The sequence below is a fragment of the Pedobacter sp. JCM 36344 genome (assembly GCF_046546555.1).
GTDB lineage: Bacteria > Bacteroidota > Bacteroidia > Sphingobacteriales > Sphingobacteriaceae > Pedobacter.
This window is the reverse complement of record NZ_JBKHKK010000010.1, coordinates 117,563-139,073: the sequence shown is the minus strand read 5'-3', so window position 1 is coordinate 139,073 and position 21,511 is coordinate 117,563. Positions and strand designations below refer to the sequence as shown.

General features: G+C 41.3%; 11 protein-coding genes. 8 read left to right on the top strand and 3 right to left on the bottom strand.

Annotation, left to right across the window (positions count from 1 at the left end; genetic code table 11):
* Nucleotides 1-243 precede the first annotated feature (243 nt).
* Nucleotides 244-2,493, top strand: coding sequence for a GH92 family glycosyl hydrolase (locus ACHFIZ_RS11530; protein WP_410885944.1), 2,250 nt, complete (start codon nucleotides 244-246; stop codon nucleotides 2,491-2,493).
* A 7-nt stretch (nucleotides 2,494-2,500) separates the two neighbouring features.
* Nucleotides 2,501-4,762 carry a GH92 family glycosyl hydrolase gene (locus tag ACHFIZ_RS11525; RefSeq protein WP_410885942.1) on the top strand — a complete coding sequence of 754 codons (2,262 nt, stop codon included), beginning with the start codon at nucleotides 2,501-2,503 and terminating at the stop codon, nucleotides 4,760-4,762.
* On the opposite strand, the gene purL is transcribed toward ACHFIZ_RS11525, so the two are convergent.
* Nucleotides 4,763-8,437, bottom strand: a complete 3,675-nt coding sequence (purL, locus tag ACHFIZ_RS11520; protein WP_410885940.1) for a phosphoribosylformylglycinamidine synthase — start codon at nucleotides 8,435-8,437, stop codon at nucleotides 4,763-4,765.
* A 178-nt stretch (nucleotides 8,438-8,615) separates the two neighbouring features.
* Between purL and ACHFIZ_RS11515 the strand changes: the two genes are divergently transcribed.
* The 4 genes from ACHFIZ_RS11515 (at nucleotide 8,616) to ACHFIZ_RS11500 (ending at nucleotide 14,450) form a co-directional block, all read left to right on the top strand.
* Complete coding sequence (locus ACHFIZ_RS11515; RefSeq protein ID WP_410885938.1) at nucleotides 8,616-9,275, top strand: tRNA1(Val) (adenine(37)-N6)-methyltransferase; 660 nt, start codon at nucleotides 8,616-8,618, stop codon at nucleotides 9,273-9,275.
* A 154-nt stretch (nucleotides 9,276-9,429) separates the two neighbouring features.
* The gene (locus ACHFIZ_RS11510; protein ID WP_410885936.1) at nucleotides 9,430-9,921 is read left to right on the top strand and encodes a metallophosphoesterase family protein; all 492 of its coding nucleotides are present in this window, start codon (nucleotides 9,430-9,432) and stop codon (nucleotides 9,919-9,921) included.
* An 87-nt stretch (nucleotides 9,922-10,008) separates the two neighbouring features.
* Nucleotides 10,009-11,301 carry a GH36-type glycosyl hydrolase domain-containing protein gene (locus ACHFIZ_RS11505; RefSeq protein ID WP_410885934.1) on the top strand — a complete coding sequence of 431 codons (1,293 nt, stop codon included), beginning with the start codon at nucleotides 10,009-10,011 and terminating at the stop codon, nucleotides 11,299-11,301.
* An 11-nt stretch (nucleotides 11,302-11,312) separates the two neighbouring features.
* Nucleotides 11,313-14,450: a GH92 family glycosyl hydrolase gene (locus ACHFIZ_RS11500; protein WP_410885932.1), complete on the top strand. Its 3,138-nt coding sequence runs from the start codon at nucleotides 11,313-11,315 to the stop codon at nucleotides 14,448-14,450.
* Here the strand turns inward: ACHFIZ_RS11500 and ACHFIZ_RS11495 are convergent, their stop codons facing one another.
* The gene (locus ACHFIZ_RS11495) at nucleotides 14,451-15,182 is read right to left on the bottom strand and encodes a GntR family transcriptional regulator (RefSeq protein ID WP_410885930.1); all 732 of its coding nucleotides are present in this window, start codon (nucleotides 15,180-15,182) and stop codon (nucleotides 14,451-14,453) included.
* 138 nt (nucleotides 15,183-15,320) lie between these two features.
* On the opposite strand from ACHFIZ_RS11495, the gene ACHFIZ_RS11490 reads away from it, so the two are divergent.
* Together ACHFIZ_RS11490 and ACHFIZ_RS11485 are read left to right on the top strand one after the other, a co-directional pair.
* The gene (locus ACHFIZ_RS11490) at nucleotides 15,321-17,120 is read left to right on the top strand and encodes a class I mannose-6-phosphate isomerase (RefSeq protein ID WP_410885928.1); all 1,800 of its coding nucleotides are present in this window, start codon (nucleotides 15,321-15,323) and stop codon (nucleotides 17,118-17,120) included.
* A 9-nt stretch (nucleotides 17,121-17,129) separates the two neighbouring features.
* Nucleotides 17,130-18,512: a sugar porter family MFS transporter gene (locus ACHFIZ_RS11485; RefSeq protein ID WP_410885926.1), complete on the top strand. Its 1,383-nt coding sequence runs from the start codon at nucleotides 17,130-17,132 to the stop codon at nucleotides 18,510-18,512.
* 2 nt (nucleotides 18,513-18,514) lie between these two features.
* Here the strand turns inward: ACHFIZ_RS11485 and ACHFIZ_RS11480 are convergent, their stop codons facing one another.
* Complete coding sequence (locus ACHFIZ_RS11480) at nucleotides 18,515-20,875, bottom strand: GH92 family glycosyl hydrolase (RefSeq protein WP_410885924.1); 2,361 nt, start codon at nucleotides 20,873-20,875, stop codon at nucleotides 18,515-18,517.
* Nucleotides 20,876-21,511 lie beyond the last annotated feature (636 nt).

Sequence of the window (21,511 nt, the reverse complement as noted above, 5' to 3'; positions counted from 1 at the left end):
TTCAGTTTTCCTATGGAAATTGATGTAAAAATACGAATGTGAATATATATTCAAAGGATTTTTAATTATTTGTTAGTAATTATTTAACAAATAAACATTATTTCGACAAACAACATGTGTGATTGGCTGTTTATGTCCTGCTTCAGCAAGTTACGGTTATTGGGCTTATTATTTATCTTGTATATACAAGTGCTTTTAGTTATGTTTGAAATACACTGTATTGTACACCTAACCAAATAACTCTTGAAAAAACCACTATTAAGCTTATTCACCGCTTTAGCTATGATGAGCGCCGTTTGTGGGCAAAACCATAAGCCTGCGCCAGGCAAGTCAAACCTTTCTTTTGTCGACCCATCAATAGGTGGAGTCGGACTTATCCTCGAGCCTACCCGCCCAACTGTTCAGCTTCCTAACCATATGATCCGAGTGTTCCCGGTTAGAAAGGATGCCCTGGATGATCAGGTCAGTTTTTTCCCCTTAACTATTGCATCACATCGAATTGTATCTCTTTTTCAATTTATGCCGATCAGTGGGAAGGTCGAAAATACCATATGGGATAAAAAGTTGGTATATAACCACGAATTCCTTAGTCCTTACTACTATAAATCCGAATTAGGGGAGGAGAATACCGTGATTGAGTTCGTTCCATCGCAAAAATCTGGAATGTTTAAGCTGAAGTTCCAAAATGATCAGCCGCATTATCTTAGAATGGGAATTTTTAATGAGGATGGAACAATACAGCAAACAGGCAAAAGATCAATCAGCGGAATTGAAGTATTTAGGGGTATGAAGGCTTATTTTTATGCCGAAACCAACAACGATATTCAGGAGTCAATATATCGAACAAAGGATAACAAAAAGCAGGTACTTCTTAAAACAGGTAAAGAGCTAAGCTTCAAATACGGAATTTCCTATATCAGCATTGAACAAGCGAAATTAAACCTTAAAAAAGAGATACCTGACTGGGACTTTCAAATACTAAAGGCCTCAGCATATGATGCCTGGGAGAAAGTGATGTCTCAAATTAACGTGGAGGGAGGAACAGTAGCGCAGAAACGTGTTTTTTATACTTCGCTGTACAGGAGCTACGAGCGAATGGTAGACATTAATGAGTATGGGCAATATTACAGCGCATATGATCACCAGGTTCACAAGAGTGAGAAGCCGTTCTTTGTAGACAATTGGATCTGGGATACTTATATTGCTCTTGAGCCTTTGCACATGATTCTAAATCCTACAAGGGAAGCTGATAAAATTAATTCATATATCACGATGTACCAGCAAGGCGGTTACATTCCCGCCTTCGCCACAATATTTGGAGATTGGCCTGCAATGACAGGAAACCATGCGGCCTCCTGGTTTGCCGATGCTTACTATAAAGGAATCCGCAACTTTGATCTAAATACCGCATACGAAGGGCTTAAAAAGAACTCCGTAGAGGCAACTTTACTTCCCTGGAATAATGGTCCGGCAACTGTGCTCGATTCTTTTTATAACGCAAAAGGCTACATGCCAGGACTTCCATACGGAGAAGCGGAAACCGTTCCCCAAGTGGAGAATGTTTGGGAGAAGCGCCAATCGGTATCTGTGACGTTAGAGAACAGTTTTAGCGACTGGAACATCTCGCAACTAGCGGGGGTATTAGGTAAAAAGGAGGATGAAAGGCTATTTCTCCGCAGGGCGAAAAATTATGAAAATGTCTACAGGAAAGACAAAGGTTTCATGTGGGCGAAAGACAAGAATGGCAATTGGATAGATAATATGGATCCAAAAGCTGCTGGTCGTGAGTTCTTTACTGAAAATAATGCCTATACGTATAATTGGGTGGTTAAGCATGACCTCAAAGGTCTGTTCAGCCTTATGGGAGGAAGAGAGAAAGCGGAAGAGAAGCTGGATCAGTTGTTTAGGGAAGATCTTGGAACGGCTAAATTTATATTCTGGAAGACTCAACCAGACGCATCGGGATTAGTCGGACAGTTTGTGATGGGTAACGAGCCCAGTTTCCATATCCCATATCTTTATAACTACACTGGTGCTCCATGGAAGACTCAGAAGCGGATAAGAATGCTGTTAGACACTTGGTATACGGATAATTTATTTGGTATTCCTGGCGATGAAGATGGAGGTGGAATGACCGCTTTTGTGGTGTTTTCTATGATGGGATTCTTCCCTGTTACGCCTGGAATTCCTGTTTATAATATTGGCAGTCCGGTGTTTACCAAAATCAGCATCAATCTGCCCAACGGAAAAGTTTTTAAAATCAATGCCAAGGGCAATTCGAAGGAGAATAGATTTATTCAGCGTGCAGCCATTAATGGAAAGCCCTTAAACAAAGCTTGGTTTAAGCACTCAGATTTAGTTTCAGGCGCAACCATCGATTTTCAAATGGGTCCGCGACCAAACAAATCCTGGGCTAGCTCAATAGAAAGTGCAGCACCATCTGGCAATATGTTGCCTGGAGCTAAAATAGATTGGTTACAAAACGACAAATAACGCGGTTATGAAAATATTGAAACCCTATATATTCTACAGCCTGTTGTTGTACTCAAACGTGCTTTTCGCACAGCCTAAACAAGAAAAAACTCTGAATGAGGCATCTGTAATCGATTATGTTGATCCTGGAATTGGAGGATCTGGTATCGTGCTTCAGCCCACACGCGAATTGGTGCACCTGCCAAATTCAATACTTAGGGTGTTTCCAATGAAACAAGATCAGCTCGATGATCAAATCAGTTTCTTCCCTTTAACAACAGTCTCGCACCGTACAGAATTTGCATTTTCTTTTTTACCATTGAAGGGTAAAATGAATGATACTTTTTGGGTCAAGAGGCTCACGATATTAACTGAAAAAGCAACACCTTATTATTATCAGGTGGAAGAAGAAGATACCGGGTTCACAGTCGAGTTCAGCCCTTCAGCAAAGAGTGGTATCTTCCAGATCGACTTCAAGGATGCAAAAGATAATTATCTGCGTCTTGGTCTAAATGGGGGGAGCGGGAATGTACAGTCTGACGGAAAAAGAACGATCACTGGTACGGAAAACATTACTGGTATGAAAGCCTTTTTTTATGCCGAGACCGATCAGGACATGGATGGTTTGAGCTACCAAAACAACAAGGAGAAAAATCGACTACTTGCAAGATTTAATAATTCGACCCTTGTAAAACTTAAATATGGCATTTCTTATATCAGTATTGCACAGGCGAAAATTAATCTGCACACAGAAATACCCGAATGGGATTTCGATAACATCAAAATTAAAGCGAAAAATATCTGGAATAAAAAGCTTTCACAAATTACTGTCAAGGGTGGAACATTTGCTCAGAAAAGAACCTTTTATACATCGCTTTATAGAACGTACGAGCGAATGGTTGACATCAATGAATATGGTCAATACTACAGCGCCTATGACCATCAGATACATAAGAGCGACAAGCCTTTCTATGTTGACAATTGGATCTGGGATCTTTACATCGCGCAAGAGCCGCTACATACCATTCTTGATCCAGCAATGGAGCTGGAGAAGATTAACTCCTACATCGCGATGTACAAACAGAGTGGATGGATGCCTGCATTTGCATTAGCAACGGGAGATTGGCCAGCAATGACAGGCAATCACGCAGCATCGTGGTTTGCAGATGCATGGTCTAAAGGAATCAAGGGCTTTGATGTCAAAACTGCTTATGAAGGGTTGAAAAAGAATTCGTTACAGGGCACCCTGCTTCCATGGAGAAACGGGCCCGCTACAGCTATCGATTCTTTTTACAATGCCAAAGGATATCTATACTCATCAAGACCAGAAGAGCGTGGAAGTAAAGACGGTGTTGATATGGATAAATGGTGGGAAGGCAGAGGCAATGAAGGGGTTTCAATCACACTTGAGTGGAGTATTTGTGACTGGTCAATTGCTCAGCTTGCAACAGCAGCAGGGTATCCGGAGGATAAACCGCTGTTTTTAAAAAGAGCGGCTTGGTGGTCTAATGTTTTCAACGAAGAAGAAGGAATGGTTTGGCCGAAAGATAAGAATGGGAACTGGATAAAACCATATAATCCAAAGTTGTTGGGCAGGGAATACGTCACTGAAAATAATTCGTACACCTATAACTGGACGCCTAAACATGATTTAAAAGGGTTATTTAAAAAGATGGGCGGACTACAGAGAACTGAGGCCAAATTAGATCAACTTTATAGAGAAGACCTCAGTTTGCCAAAGTTCTTGTTCTGGCTAAATCAACCGGATGCATCCGGTTTAGTAGGCCAGTTTGTAATGGGAAATGAACCGAGTTATCACATACCTTATCTCTATAACTACACAGGCTCACCCTGGAAGACTCAGAAGCGCATAAGAATGTTAATGGATACCTGGTTTCCGGACAACGTTTTTGGCATCCCCGGAGATGAAGATGGCGGCGGCACTTGTGCATTCGTAGTATTATCTATGATGGGCTTTTTTCCTGTTACACCAGGAATTCCAGTTTATAACATAGGGAGCCCCTCCTTTACTGAGGTAAGTATAAATCTACCGTCTGGTAAAAAATTCATCCTAAAAGCCTCAAACAATTCTAAAGAAAATGTTTACATTCAACGAGCTACGCTAAATGGCAAGCTGTTGCCAAAGCCATGGTTTACCCACAGCGATATTATCAAAGGCGGGGTTATAGAGCTGGTAATGGGCAGTAGACCCAACAAAGTATGGGGAAGCAATGTTGCCGCCGCTGCACCACCTTCGGCTATTGATTTTGACCCTGCGCTTATGAAGTAACTATTGGGAAGTATGTTGATGCTCCACCCAAACCCTAGCGTTTACAAAAGCCTCCATCCAAGGGGAAACCTGATCTTTACGTCCTTTTGGATAGTTAGCCCAATGCCACTGGAATAAAGAACGCTCAATATGAGGCATCATAACCAGGTGGCGACCGCTTTCATCACACATCATCGCCGTGTTGTAATCAGAACCGTTCGGACTGGCAGGGTAGCTCTCGTAAGCATATTTGGCAACAATGCGGTACTGGTCTTCTGCATATGGCAGTTGGAAACGACCTTCGCCATGTGATACCCAAACACCCAGGGTACTGCCTGCCAACGTAGAGAGCATCACGGAGTTGTTTTCCTCAATTGTTAACGAGGTGAAAATGCTTTCGTGCTTGTGACTTTCATTGTGAAGCATTTTGGGCTTCTCTGCATGGTCTTTATTGATCAATCCAAGCTCCACAAAAAGCTGACAGCCATTACAAACACCGACAGAAAGCGTATCAGGACGTGCAAAGAAGTTTTCTAAAGCTACTCTTGCTTTTTCATTGTACAGGAATGCTCCAGCCCAACCTTTTGCTGAACCCAATACGTCGGAGTTGGAGAAACCACCAACTGTACCAATAAACTTAATATCCTGTAGTGTTTCTCTGCCTGAGATTAAGTCTGTCATGTGCACATCCTTAACGTCAAAGCCAGCTAAATACATCGCATTTGCAAGCTCTCTTTCTGAGTTACTTCCTTTCTCACGTATGATCGCCGCTTTCGGCCGAGGTTTAGTCTCATCTATCACAGGTTTTTGTCCGTCAAACTGGCTTGGGAAAGAATATTTTAGCGGTTGGTTTTTATAGTTCTCAAAGCGTTCTTTTGCTTTAACCCGACCACTTTGTTTTTTATCTAATAAGTAAGACGTTTTGAACCAAACATCACGTAAATGATCAATGTCAAGATTCAAGGTATCTGCGTCGCCGTTTTTGATTGTCAAAGTAGGAGTGGATGTCACCTGACCAATTTTATAAAACTTTACTTGTTTGGCTGTTAAAATTTCTTCTACTTCTGTTGAAGCCTGAAAAACAAGGCCGACGTTTTCTGAAAACAACAATTTGATGTCATCGTCTTCGTTCAATGAGGTAAGATCTATTTCTGCACCGAGGTCACGATCCGCAAAACACAATTCTAATAAAGTAGTAATTAAACCACCAGAGCCAATATCATGACCTGCTTCAATCTTCTCGTCTTTTATTAGTTGTTGAATGGTATCAAAAACTGTTTTCAATTGAGCAGCATCTTTTACATCAGGAGTTTCGGTACCAATTCTGTTTAGGATCTGTGCGAAAGAAGAGCCCCCAAGTTTATATTCATCGTTTGATAGATTGATATAATAAATTGAGCCACTATCTCTTTGCAATACCGGCTCAACCACTTTCGTAACGTCATCGCAGTTACCTGCTGCAGAAATGATTACCGTTCCGGGAGCGATTACCTGATCATTTTTATATTTCTGCTTCATTGAAAGCGAATCCTTACCTGTTGGGATGTTGATTCCTAAACTGATAGCGAAGTCTGAACATGCTTTTACCGCATTGTATAACCTGGCGTCTTCACCTTCGTTTTTACATGCCCACATCCAGTTTGCAGATAGTGACACACTTTTTAGACCGTCCTTAAGAGGTGCCCAAATTAGGTTAGATAGCGATTCTGCAATTGCAATGCGACTTCCTGCTGCGGCGTCAATCAATGCTGATATTGGCGCATGGCCAATAGATGTAGCAATACCTTCTTTACCCTGGAAATCCAAAGCCATTACACCACAGTTATTTAAAGGCAATTGAAGCGGACCAGCACATTGTTGTTTCGCTACGCGACCACCTACACAACGGTCAACTTTGTTGGTTAACCAATCTTTCGAACCAACCGCTTCTAATTGTAGAACTTGTTCCAGATAAGTATTGAATAAGGCCGCATCGTAAGTAATTGGCTGATACTTTCTGTCAATCGTTATATCTTCCATGACCACTTTAGGCGAGCTTCCAAACATATCTTTTAATTCCAGATCCATAGGTTTAACACCAGTGGATTTAGACTTGAAAGTAAAGCGATGGTCGCCGCTAACTGTACCAACGGTGTACATTGGAGAGCGCTCACGGTCAGCTATCTTTTGTAAAGTTTCTATATCTTTTTGGCCAATCACCAAACCCATACGCTCTTGTGATTCATTGCCAATAATCTCTTTTGAAGATAAGGTAGGATCGCCGACAGGTAATTTATCGAGGTCAATTAAGCCGCCAGTCTCTTCAACAAGTTCCGACAGACAGTTCAAATGACCACCTGCGCCGTGGTCGTGTATAGAAACGATACTGTTGTGCTCGCTTTCCACCATTCCACGAACTGCATTTGCAACACGTTTCTGCATTTCAGGATTAGATCTTTGAACTGCATTCAATTCAATTCCAGTACCCAATTGTCCGGTGTCAGCAGAAGAAACTGCCGCTCCGCCCATACCAATTCTATAATTTTCACCACCAAGGATGACAATTTTGTCGCCTTCAGTAGGTTTCTTCTTTTGCGCCTGACTTGCTTTACCATAACCCACACCACCTGCAAGCATGATTACTTTGTCGAATCCAAGTTTCCTTGAATCTTCTTCATGCTCAAAAGTCAATACAGAACCTGTGATCAGCGGCTGTCCGAATTTGTTACCGAAATCAGTTGCTCCATTGGAAGCCTTAATCAGGATATCCATAGGTGTTTGATACAACCATTGTCTTTCTTCAACGGCTTTTTCCCAGGGACGATCATCTTCGAGACGAGAAAGAGCAGTCATGTAAACGGCTGTTCCTGCAAGTGGTAATGAGCCTTGTCCGCCAGCTAGCCTATCTCTGATCTCGCCACCAGAACCGGTAGCAGCGCCATTGAATGGTTCTACTGTTGTAGGGAAATTATGAGTCTCTGCTTTAATTGAGATTACCGATTCGAAGTTGCTTAAAGTATAGTAATCTGGAATATCGGCACGTTTTGGAGCAAATTGTTGAACAGTTGGTCCTTTAATGAAAGCGACATTGTCTTTATATGCAGATACAATGTCATTGGGATGAGTCTCAGAAGTCTTTCTGATTAGCTTAAAAAGCGAGCTAGGTTTTTCGACGCCATCAATTACAAATTTGCCATTGAAAATCTTATGGCGACAATGCTCTGAGTTAACCTGAGAAAAGCCAAATACCTCAGAATCTGTTAGTGGTCTTTCTAATCTGTTAGCCAGGGCTTCCAGGTAATTAACCTCTTCATCGCTTAAAGAAAGACCTTCTTGCTTGTTGTAAGCTGCAATATCTGTGATCTGAAGAATTGGTTCAGGCTTTACGTTAATAGTATATAGGTCTTGATTAAGCTCCTCATACTTCTGAGATAGCATGGGATCATAGTTTGCAGTGTCTTGGTCGACTTCTCTGAATTCTTCAATTCTGATGACCCCTTTGATGTCCATATTCTGAGTGATCTCTACAGCATTGGTACTCCATGGAGTGATCATTGCAGCACGTGGTCCTACAAAAAAGCTTTTCAAAGTTGTTTCTTGTTGAAGTTTTGCGCCACCAAAGAGCCATTCTAGTTTTGTGATATCTGTAGTGGAAATGTTTTCTGCTGTTTGCAATGCGAAAACCGTCTTTGTAGGGCTAGAGAAGAAATAAATCATGTTTATTTTTTGAAGATGCAAATTTAGCGTTAAAATTTTAAAACCCCGAGGATCGCTGCTAATATCTCATGCTTTTTTACCTTTGTGGCAACTACTGATAGCATGGGGAACATTTTTTAAAAGCATGGGGAGCATTTTTAAATTTAAACATTTTCAGGTTGACCAGCAAAGTTGTGCGATGAAAATCAACACTGATGGCGTTATTTTAGGTGCTATTGTTGGGTTTTCTTCGGCTGCTTCAGGTTATCGTGCTTTAGATATTGGTACAGGCACAGGGGTGATAGCGATGATGCTGGCTCAGCGTTTTAATGCTGCCCTGATTGACGCAGTAGAAATAGATGAATCTGCGGCTCAGGCTGCTCGACTTAACTTTTTTAATTCCCCTTTTGTTGATCGGTTATCTGTTTTTAATCAAGATATAGCTTCTTTTGAGCCTGAGTTTCATTATGATCTTATCGTGTCTAATCCTCCTTATTTTGTAAACGATTTGAAGAGTTTAGAAAAGAGGAAAAGCATTGCACGTCACGCTGCGGATAGCTTCTTTGAAAGCTTGATTAGTAAGTCTTCAAATCTGCTGACTGATGATGGTCTTTTCTGGCTAATACTGCCAGTCAAGCAGGCAGATCTGGTACTGAATATGGCTGGCGGTTATGGGCTTTATTTAAAAAGCGTGGTCAGCATTCAATCGGATTTCAGTAAGCCTGTTATTAGGAAAGTAATTTGTTTGAGTAAGCATAATGAAAAATTTAAAGAAGAAACCTTTTATATTTATGAATCAGAAAAGGTGTATACTGAGGTATACAGACAGTTATTAAAGGATTTCTTTTTGGCATTTTAAGCTTTAATTACCAATATGTTGCTCGCTTTTTGTTTTCATGATTGCTTCTGCCGTAAGTGTTTTCATCCCACAGATTAGGTGGTATTTTTTAAGGTCAGGGCCCAGAGGTATGGTAATCAAATTATAAGTAATTCCAACGATAAAAATAATACAAATGACTAAGATAGGTTTGATTTCTGATACGCACAGCTTCCTCGATGCCGCTGTACTCAAGCATTTTGCTGACTGCGATGAGATCTGGCATGCTGGCGATTTTGGATCTGGTGTTGCGGAACCTTTAAGAGCCTTTAAGCCTCTGCGTGGGGTTTATGGCAATATTGACGATCAGGTCATCCGACAAGAATTCCCGGAACATCTGCGCTTTACAGTGGAAGGTCTTGATGTCTGGATGACCCATATTGGCGGCTATCCCGGTAGGTACAGCTTAGAAGTAAAAAAAGAAATCCTTTCCAATCCCCCAAAACTGTTCATCACGGGGCATTCTCACATCCTGAAAGTAATGTTTGATAAAAAAATAGAATGTTTGCACATAAACCCGGGTGCAGCAGGCAATTCAGGTTGGCATCGTGTAAAAACGCTGGTAAAGTTTGCTGTTTCTGAAGGCAAAATACAAGATTTTCAGGTAATAGAGATCGGCAACCGCTAAGTTTAAATAATCAAATTTTTTGTGTAACTATGTATGTACATTCTAACTGCAGCTTAAAGAACTGTATGTTAAACTAACCAAAGCACAATGAAAATTTATCCCCGCTATTTCTTATTACTATTCTTATTTACATCATTTTCCACTAAAGGCAACGTGCTTAAATCCACTAAAGATTCTCTCACAACAAAAGCCAACCTAGTTAAGCAGATGGCAGAAGATTTGATCAAGAAGGGCTTTACCGCTGGTGACGGATATGGTGAGGTTTGGATCAGAGATTTCAATACTTTCATCAATGTCTCTTCTACCGTTAATGATAAGGCTATCGTCAAAAAATACCTCATTACATTCTTGAAATTTCAGCAACCCGATGGCAGTATCCTAGACGGCTATATCCCGTCAAGCAATACCAGTGTAGGGTACAATTATTATAAATCCGCTTTGGCTCCTGAATATATTGGCCATAAGAATACAGTGGAGACTGACCAGGAATCTTCACTTATTCAGGCAGTATCAAAATATATAAAAGTCACAGGTGATAAAAGTATTTTGAAAGATATGGTAGCGGGTGGTACCGTTCAAAAGCAGTTGGAAAGGGCAATGAAGTTCTTGTTGAAGGATCGCTTCGAAACAAAATATGGTTTGATCTGGGGTGCAACAACTGCGGACTGGGGAGATGTTCAACCGGAACACGACTGGGGAATAGAAATCAATGCTGATACGCACAAGGCGATTGACATCTATGATAACGCGATGTTCGTCATCGCCATTAACAACTACCTTGAATTCGCAGAACTGTCAAATGAGGACCGTAAGTATTGGAGCAAAGTAGCTCTAGACCTTAAAGCTAATGTCAGGAAATATTTATGGGATCAAAAAAGACAGAAGTTTAAGCCGCATATTTATTTGAACGGCTCCCCATTTCCAAATTCATTTGATGAGGAAGAAATTTACTACCATGGCGGGACTACTATTGCCATCGAGGCAAATTTTCTAACAAAAAAGGAGGTAAAGCAGGCATACTTGAAGATGCAAGAAAATGTGAAAAATGCGAAGGCTTCTACTATTGGCTTAACGCTATACCCCGTATATCCTGCTGGAACGTTTAAAAATACTGGAATGGGACCATATTCCTATCAGAATGGCGGCGACTGGACATGGTTTGGTGGTCGGATGATCTCTGAATTAATCAGATATGGTTACCTCGCAGAAGCGAAGGAAGCGCTAAATCCAATGTTGGATAGGGTAATTAAAAACAAGGGATTTTTTGAATGGTATACTCCTGACAACCGTCCACAGGGATCCTCTAGTTTTAAAGGTGAGGCCGGTGTACTCTGGACCGCCATCAATCAACTTAAATTTGCAGAATTAAAGAACAAATAGCACTTAAAAATATGTTAGGTAGAATACTCGAATCCATAGTAATCTTAGTGCTCATCCTTTTTAGCTCCAGTATTTCAAAGGGGCAGTCAAAGGTCATCTGGGAGATCGGTAAAGCAGACAATAAAAGTGAGGACATGGCTCTTGCCCCAGCTGGATATGCTAAGTTTTTAGATCAGGATTTTGGATGGGAGGATCGTTACTTTCTAATCGGTTACTCTAAAGTTAACACCGATTTTGCTTACGTACTGCCTGGCCCCGATGATAGTTGGGGCGGTACCGGACCAACGTCAGGACTAAGGTCACACAATGTAAACATCCTGTTTGGCCTTAAAAATAATCCTGTAGAAGGGAATTATAAACTAATTATTGATCTTGTTGGTTATCAGTCTATCACACCCCCTTTATTTAAAGTAAGCATTAACGGGAAAAGCTACGTTAAACAACTTTCGAAACATAAGCCAGACAATTCTATAACAGGTGATCTCAAAGCTGCACAGGAATTCGTTTGGGAGATACCCCTAGCGGTAAATCAACTGAAAAAGGGCGGTAATGAAGTTTCGCTAACGATACTAGCCGGCTCATGGATGGTATTTGATCAGATCAAACTTACCGGACCTCAGACCGCGAAGCTTGCTCTTAATACAAATGCTTTTTTAAGGAATGTTGCTGCGGCTAAGTACGAAATAAAGTTAGATGGAAAGCGCTATCAACCATTGCTAACCGATATTCAACACTTGTCGGGCAAACCAGTAATCACTGTCAAACTGGATGGAAAGCAAATTTTTAAAGAAAGCTTAGACAGCGCCAGGTATCAGTTTGAAGTGCCGATGCCGGCGGTCAAAAGGAAGGTTAACAGCAAATATGAGATCTACTGTAACGGTGTGCTTTTGGAACAGGGGGTTGTTGCCAGATCATCGTTTAATGAGTTTAGCCCTGCGGATTATGTGGATACTAAAATGGGAACCGCGCATTCCCGCTGGATGATTGCACCAGGACCATGGATGCCATTTAGTATGGTCAAACTTAGTCCGGACAATCAAAATCCAGGCTGGCAAAGTGGGTATGATCCTACGTTTGAAAGTGTAGGCGTATTTAGCCATATCCATGAGTGGACTATGGCAGGACTTGGAACGCTTCCGGTAAATGGAGCATTAAAGATTAAGGGCGGAGATGAACGCAAAGAAGACGATGGATACCGATCAGAAATAGATAAATCTTCTGAAGAAGCACCACTGGGTTATTATAAGGTCCTATTAAAGAAATACAACATAAAGGCTGAGCTCACTGCAACGACCCGATGTGGTTTCCAACGCTACACCTATCCGAAAGCGGTAGACTCAAGAGTGATGATAGATCTGCAGATTCCTGCAGAATATGGTTACGTCCTGAAAAATGTGACCCTTAAGAAAGTAAGTGATTATAGAATAGAGGGGTCCAGTAGACAATTTACCGCCAACGCATGGTCGGGCGATGTAAACCAAGATTATACCATACACTTCGTAATTGAGTTTGACCAGCCGATCAAGAAGTTTGGTACTTGGATTAATGATGAAATAGGCGCTCAAGATTTGATTGAGACCGGTGAGGTCAAAGATGCAGGTGCGTTTGTAGAATTCGACACGCGTAAGAATCAGGTAGTGCAAATGCGCACAGGAATCTCGCTCGTTAGCATAGATGGCGCTTCTCAAAATCTTAAGGAAGAAGTAGAAAAACCATTTGGATGGAGTTTCGATCAAGTTAGAAATGTTCAGCGTGACACTTGGAACAAGCTAATTGGCAGGGTAAAGATCAGTTCTAACGACCGCCGTGAAAAGATCCGTTTCTACAGCAATATGTATAGGGGTTTGGCTAGTCGCAACACTTGGAGTGACGTCGACGGGCATTGGGTAGACGCTACCAAAAAGATTCAGCAATTAAAAGACCCTAATGCATTGGCATTGGGTTGTGACGCTTTTTGGAATACCTTTTGGAACCTAAATCAGTTTTGGAATCTGATTACACCAGAATGGTCCTCTAAATGGGTTAAATCCCAGCTTGCAATGTACGATGCGAATGGATGGCTGGCAAAAGGACCAGCGGGGATGAATTATGTTCCGGTGATGGTGGCTGAACATGAAATTCCCTTGATCGTTGGGACTTATCAGATGGGAATCCGGGATTTTGATGCAGAGAATGCTTTTAATGCTGTTTATAAGATGCAAACTACGCCAGCGCAGAAGGTGGGACTTGGTTTTGCAGGAAACAGAGACTTGGAGGCGTACTTAAAATACAAATATGTACCCTATGATAAAGGGCGTTTCTCCAATACACTAGAATACGCTTACGATGATTGGACAGTGGCTCAGTTTGCTAAATCGCTCGGCAAAAAGCAGCCTGAAGCAGAATTTACTTTACGGTCTGAATACTGGAAAAATGTAATAGATAAGGAATCCGGATACGCCAAACTTAAGAAATCTGATGGCACTTGGTTCCCTGATTTCGATCCTTTCAAATCTGGTGCGAATGAGCACTATGTGGAAGGAAACGCTTGGCAGCTGACCTATTTTGTTCCACAAGATGTTCCGGGGCTGGCAAAACAAATAGGGAAAGATAGATTTGTTGAAAGGTTATCCTGGGGATTTGGAGAAAGCAATAGGTTAAGATTTAACGCGCCAGGAGACCAGTATTGGGATTATCCTGTCATTCAGGGGAACCAGCAATCTATGCATTTTGCTTTCCTTTTCAATTGGGTCAATAAGCCTTGGTTGACCCAGAGATGGACTCGTGCGATTATTGACAGGTACTATGGTTACGATCTGGCCAACGCGTACTTGGGTGATGAAGATCAGGGTCAAATGAGCGCTTGGTTTGTGATGGCTTCCTTAGGTTTATTTCAAACGGATGGCGGTTGCAGTGTGGAACCTATTTATGAGATCGGAAGTCCGATCTTTCCCAAAGTTGTAATTGACCTTGGCAGTCAGTATGGAAGAGGTAAATCTTTTACCATTGAAGCAAGAAATGTGTCAAGAGCTAATAAATACATTCAAGGTGCTACGCTTAACGGCAAGGTGTTGAACTCCTTTAAATTTCCTGCTTCGGAGCTTTTAAAAGGCGGATCATTAAAGTTGACTATGGGTGCAAAGCCGAATGAGGCCTGGGGAGTTTTGTAATTAAGCTCTCCTGCTTTCGACTGAATAAATGAAACTATCGGCTTTATAATACCCGAGGTTATATTCAATTGGCCGCTCAGCATTGTCGTAGACATAACGTTTTCGGAAAAGTATAGGGCTGCCGACCTCAGTCTCTAATTTCCCTGCGATAAACTTATCGGCTGATTTAGCGCTAATCTCTTCTTTGGAGAGTGCTGTGACTACATTGTAATCTTTTTCCAAGATGTCGTAGAGCGGACGTTTGAAATCTTCTTCTCCCGTGAGGCCTGTATTGGGATGGAAATAAGAGACAAAATATACAAAAGGACCTTCAATCCGACCTCTTAGCCTTTCCAGCTTCAGTATTTTCTCATCTGTCTTAATGTTAAAAAACTGAGCGATCTTTTCTTCCGGGTAAACCCAGCTTACATGTAATTCAAAATTCTTAATTGGAATGCCTCTGGCTTTCATTTCCTGCGAAAAGCTGAGCCAGTTAATTGATTTCGAGCTGATCTTGGCATCGGCTACCTTTGTACCCACACCTTTTTTCCTGATGACTAATCCTTCATAGACTAGCTTATTGAGCGCTTGTCGCAAAGTAGTTCTTGATATGTTTAGCTGATGGGCAAGTTCGACTTCATTGGGTAGGAGACTACCATTCTGGTACTGAGGATCTTTAATCATTTTGCGCAACAGTTCCTCTGCCTGTAAGTGAAGAGGAACGGAGCTTTTATGATTAAGTGCAATTTTCATGGTCCGAAGGGCTGTAATACGGTGGCAATATAAAGAAAATTAGGTATAGTCTTAGCTTGGTTATGTATGTACAATATGTTTGACTTAAACTTTTCTATGTTGATACATATGGCTATATTTGAGTTAATGATATTCTAAATGACAGATCCTATTTCAGATACCTCCTGGAGAGCAAGTTCCCAGCCATTGATACCTGCAAAACTTAACAATGAAGCTGTAAACAGAAATACATACAATCATTTGCCGGTTCATAAACTAGGCGGCGGTAAAATATTTGAAGGGTATGACAGCCTCGTAGAATGGATTATCGCGCAGAAAACAGTGATCATAGATGGATACGCTGGGGTATTTTTTGATGCTATCCAGCAGCAGATCGACTCAAGATTGAGTGAAAAGGGAATTACTCTGAAATGGCATTGTACTGCAGATTATTTAAAAGCAGAGGAAGAAGTTGAGTTGTTAGTTGAACCATATCTGGGCACCAAAGAAAGTGTTTGGGGTACAAAGGCAGACTTAAGCCTATCGGACTTTTTCAGCAAGCAACTTGTCGCTATTCAGCAGGATCCAGATTGCCAGATAAATATTGTGATCGGTTTGGGCGCTTCATTAAGCGGATGGGATGCTCCGATAGTCTATTTTGATATCCCTAAAAATGAGATCCAATACCGCATGCGTGCGGGATCAGTGAATAATATTGGATGTTCTGAAGCCCAGGCAGCTACATCGCTTTACAAAAGGTTCTATTTTGTAGATTGGGTTGTTGCCGATCTGCATAGAAAAAATATCTTGTCAAATATAGAGATCGTAGCCGATGGGCAATGGCAGAAGAACGTTACCTGGATGTTCAAAGAGTACCTGGAAGTGGGCTTAGCTGAGATGGCAAGAACAGTTTTTAGGGTGCGACCATGGTTTGAAAAGGGCTCATGGGGCGGACAATGGATGAAGGAACATGTAAAAGGTTTGAATAATGAGGAGGTCAATTATGCCTGGTCGTTCGAATTAATTACACCAGAAAATGGGTTAATCTTTGAGAGCGATAATTTTCTATTGGAAGTTTCTTTTGATTTCCTATTGTTGCTTCAATATAAAGCGGTAATAGGGAAACATGCGGCGCTTTTTGGACCTTACTTTCCGATACGTTTCGACTTCCTAGATACTTTTAATGGAGGAAACCTATCTATCCAATGTCACCCATCTAAAGAATATATTTCCAATAATTTTGGTGAGCACATCACTCAGGATGAAACCTATTACATTCTGGATTCCAAACCAGGATCCAAGGTTTATTTGGGTTTCCAAGAAGACATCGATCCAAAGGAGTTTCGCAAAGTTCTTGAAGCCAGTGAGGCAAATAACGAGAAAATAGAGGTGGAGCGCTTTGTACAGGCATTCCCATCCAACAAACATGATCTATTTTTAATTCCGAATGGAACGGTACACAGTTCTGGAGTTAATAATATGGTGCTGGAAATCAGTGCTACGCCCTATATCTTTACTTTTAAAATGTATGATTGGTTGTCGCTGGACCTAAATGGCAATCCACGACCAATCAATATTGACCATGCTTTTAATAACCTGAATTTTGAAAGAAAGGGAGATGTTGTTACGTCTGAGCTGATTGCGCACCCTAACATTCTAGCCAAGGGAGAGGATTGGGAGTTAATTCATTTGCCAACGCATAAAGAACATTTCTACGATGTGCACAGAATTGAATTCCAAACTAATATAGAAGTAGACACTGAGGATTCCTGCCAGGTGTTAATGCTTGTGGAAGGTGACTACATCGAATTAGAGATTGAAGGTAAGTTTTCTGGGACCTTCGCTTATGCCGAAACGTTCGTGATCCCTGCAGCTGCAAAACACTATAAACTAATTAACGGAGGTAATAAAATTGCCAAAGTGATCAAAGCCTTTATCAAAGAAGAAACCAAATTATAAACCATAATAATGAACACATCTTATAAATTTTACCTCGGTTTGATCACCGTAGTTGCGTCGCTAGGCGGCCTGCTTTTTGGCTTTGATATGGCCGTCATTTCTGGAGTACTGCCGTTTGTGAGGAAACAATTCGACCTTTCAGCGCTTCAAGAAGGCTGGTTTGTATCCTCAGCATTGGTTGGTTGCATTGTAGGAGTTGCTTTCTCGGGAGACCTGAGCGACAGGCTCGGACGTAAGAAACTGCTTTTCCTGTCTGCCTTTTTGTTCTTGATCTCTGCAGTCGGTTGCGCTTTAGTACATTCTTTAACCTGGCTAATTATATTCCGGTTAATAGGTGGCGTAGGCGTGGGGATTGCTTCGATCGTTGTGCCTTTGTACCTGTCGGAAATTGCACCTGCACATGTTAGAGGCCGATTGGTGACTTGTTACCAATTGGCAATCACCGTTGGTATTTTGCTTGCATACATTACTAATTCAGTTTTATTGAGCCATTCGGAAGCAAATATCACCAGTGTATCTTCCTCACTATTCAACCTGGTTTACGTTACTGAAGTTTGGAGAGGGATGTTCAGTATAGGTACTATTCTGGCTTTATTGTTCTTAGTAGGATTATTTTTTGTACCGGAAAGTCCGAGGTGGCTGATGAGAAAAGGTCTGGTTTCAGAAGGTATGCTCATTTTACAAAAGATAAATAATGATCAGGAAGTTCCAGCAAGCTCCGCTATTGTGGTGGCAGATGATCTTGAGTCAGGAACATATAGGGAACTGTTTAGTCCGCGTTTAAGGAAGGCATTACTCTTGGGCATTTTACTCCCTTTATTCTCGCAGCTCAGTGGAATTAATGCAATAATTTACTACGGCCCCTCGATTTTGAATGATGCGGGCATAGCTTTGAGTAACTCTTTTCTCGGTCAGATCATTTTTGGTGTAGCCAACCTGGTGTTTACATTTGTCGCAATCTGGAAAGTCGACGATTGGGGAAGGAGGCCACTTTACCTTGTCGGAACGCTTGGCGCTACGATAAGCCTTGTGATCACAGGAGTCTTTTTCTACCTGGGCATGACTACCAGTGTATTTCTGATCATCAGCATGACACTCTTTCTAGCTTGCTTTGCGTTCTCTATCGGACCGTTGAAGTTCGTTGTTGCTTCAGAAATCTTTCCAACTAACATTAGGGGAAAGGCAATGGGACTGAGCATCATGGTGATGTGGGTGGCGGATACCATAATGGGTCAGCTTACCCCAGTTCTATTGAGAGAAGCAGGATCTGCGGCTACATTCTGGGTATTTGGATTTTTCTGTTTCATTGCATTTATTACGGTATACAAATTACTACCTGAAACAAAAGGCAAGTCTTTAGAAGAGATAGAAAAGTTTTGGGTCGATAAATAAACTTATTGCGTCGAAGGGGGAGGGACTGCCACTCCCCAATTCACGTTCGGTTGATTGCCCATTTGAAATTCAAGTTTGCCGCCTTTCATCAATTCATCTCTGTACAACCAGCAGTTTTTCAGTTTTTTATCGTTAAAGGTGGCAGATTGAATATATATGTTCTCTGCTGAATTTCCTTGTGCCGAGATCTTAAGTTTGTTTCCGTTACCTAATGCGATCGCAATATCCTTAAATACTGGGCTACCCAGTTCAATGATCGGTCTTAAGTCCGTCAGGCCTTTAACGTCGAACAAACCCATAGACGCCATAACATACCAGGAACCTAGTTGTCCCTGATCTTCGTCCTGCCCATACCCATACCCATGGATACTTTCCGTTCCGTAGAATTCGTCACAAATTGCACGTACCCATTTCTGGGTAAGCCATGGCCTACCTGAGAAATTGAATAGCCAACTTACGTGTAGGTTTGGCTGATTTCCATGGTTATAGTTGGCTTTGATACCGGCAAATGCGTCGATCTCTTTTCCCCCACTGAAACCGTTCATTTGTGCAATATTGAATATATTATCCAGTCGCTCGTTGAATTCATCTTTGCCGATCTTATTGATCAGGCCTTCGGGATTCTGGGGTACATAGAAAGTATACTGCACGGCGTTTCCCTCCTGAAAGCCACGCCAAGGTTGGAGCGAGTCGAATTTATCGATAAATGAACCATCTGCATTTTTGGGTTGTATTAACTTGTTTTGAGGATTGAAAAGAAGTTTCCAGCCTTCAGATTTATCGATAAACATTTTGTAGTCTTCCATTTTACCCAGTGATTTCGCCATTTGCGCAGCGGCAAATGCACTGTAGCTGTATTCCATAGTGTGTGAAGCAGAGAATTGAGATCCGTTGGAATTTGTTGTGTTTTCATTGAGGAAAGGAACATAACCTCGTTTCATAAACGCTTCCACATCAAGCTTACCCGAACCGACCGGCCTGTCTTTTCCGTTAACTTCATTGGCTCTGATTGCCTGGTAAGCAAGATTTACATCATAGTCCCTTATGCCAGAATTATAGGCGCCAACGATAGCTAATCCCACGAAGTTTGTCCCTACACCAGAAGTAAATTGCCCATTAGAAATCCCGTCGCCAAACCAACCCCTGTTCTTATAAACCTCCAGGTGTGTTTGTACAAAGTCTTTATAACGATCTGGGTAAGACAATGCCCAGAGCTGTGTTAGATTCCAAAAGGCACCCCAAATTGCATCTGTATTATAGAAGTTATAATTTGGCTTACCATTCTTATCAATGGGTAACCTACCTATAGAATCCTTTCCAAATTTAGGAAAATAGCCATTTACATCACTGGCGATGCCTCTACCCAGAAGCGCATGATAGAGTCCGGTATAGAACTTTATCTTATTATTTTGATTGGTATCACTTACTGCAATCTTTCCTAATTCTTTGCGCCAAATCTGCTGAGCGTTATCTTTCGCCTGCTGGAAGCTTAGGTCCTTTGCTTCTGTTTCCAGGTTTATTTTTGCATTGTCTTCTGAGGTATAGGAGAGCCCAATTTTCATCTCGATTGTTTCGCTTGCTGCGGTGGCATATTGCAGATATAGACCCGCTCCTTTACCTTTGATACTTCTGGTGTTTTCAAAGGCTTGCTTTGCATCAAAAGCGCCCACACTTTTTGGTGCTTTACTGAGTTCGCCATAGAAATACATGGCTATTTTACCTTTTGAATCATACTGCTGAATATATTTAGGGTAGGAGACGACATAGCCTTTAAAATGAGTTTGGTCGACCATTGTGATGGAAGCCTCAGTAACCTCGGAGCTTTCCCCTTGTTTATTACCGATGTCGAGGATAATCCTTGCCTGCTCATTTTGTGGAAAGGTGTAGCGATGAAATCCCACCCTTTCCGTAGCGGTAAGTTCTGCGGTAATGTTATAATCATTGAGAAGTACTTTGTAATAACCAGGCTCAGCAACTTCATTCTTTCTATCAAATGTTGACCTATAACCAGATCCAGGTTTGTCAAGCTCACCTGGACGAACCTTTAATGGGCCTGTAGCTGGCATTACGGAAACGCCACCAATTTGCCATTCATGAAAATGAACGAAACCTTCGATAGAATTGTGTCTCGTATCGTACCCTACTGCTTCCCAACCTGAGGGATTTCCATAGTGTCCATTGGTTGATGGAGCAAGCTTTGCCATTCCATGTGGAAGTGCGGCAGGGGTATAAAAGAACCACCTGCTGTGTGCGGTACCGATATTTGGATTTACGTATTTGAGTACATCATCTTGTTTAAGCGTTTTACAAGATGTTAAAGTGAAAAGGAGGAAGAAGGTTAAAAGGAATTTATGTTTGTACATAAACGGTTGTTTTTACAATGTTATTTTTGGTATGTACAAACATATATAATATTTATGTCTCCATTTTTACTTTTTTGAGGACTTTCTTAAAAATGGCGGTGTGGTCAATTAATTTTATGACTACGCGAATTTTTTAACTGGCAAGGAGCTGGGTGCGTGATAGCGTAGCAACCATTTTCTTTATTCAGATGACTGATCCACAGTTTGGATCTTTCAATGCCAACAAAGATTTTTCAATACCAACAAAGATTTTGTAAAGGAAACTGAGAATTTTGAAAAGGCAATAGAGGAGGCTAACCGCAGAGTAAACGCATCATATTTTGATTCAATGAAGGTATAAAAAAGTATGATTAAAGCTTGCTTTTTACTGTAAATAATTAGTTATTATATTGACAATCATTATTTAAATTAAATTTTTATGGCGGGTAAATTCTAAATATTTTAAGCAGATAGAAGACAACATAAGGGGTCTGAGCAAGCTTCACGATTTTAAGTGTACACTTAAGGATTTATGTGCACACTTACCAGTTTAAGTGTGCAGTTAACCCATTTTAGGTGTAAAATCTGCTTTTTTTAAACAGCAGTATTGTAGGTTCGTTTAAGCAATCAACCAATGCTGCTTCTAATCATGGTACG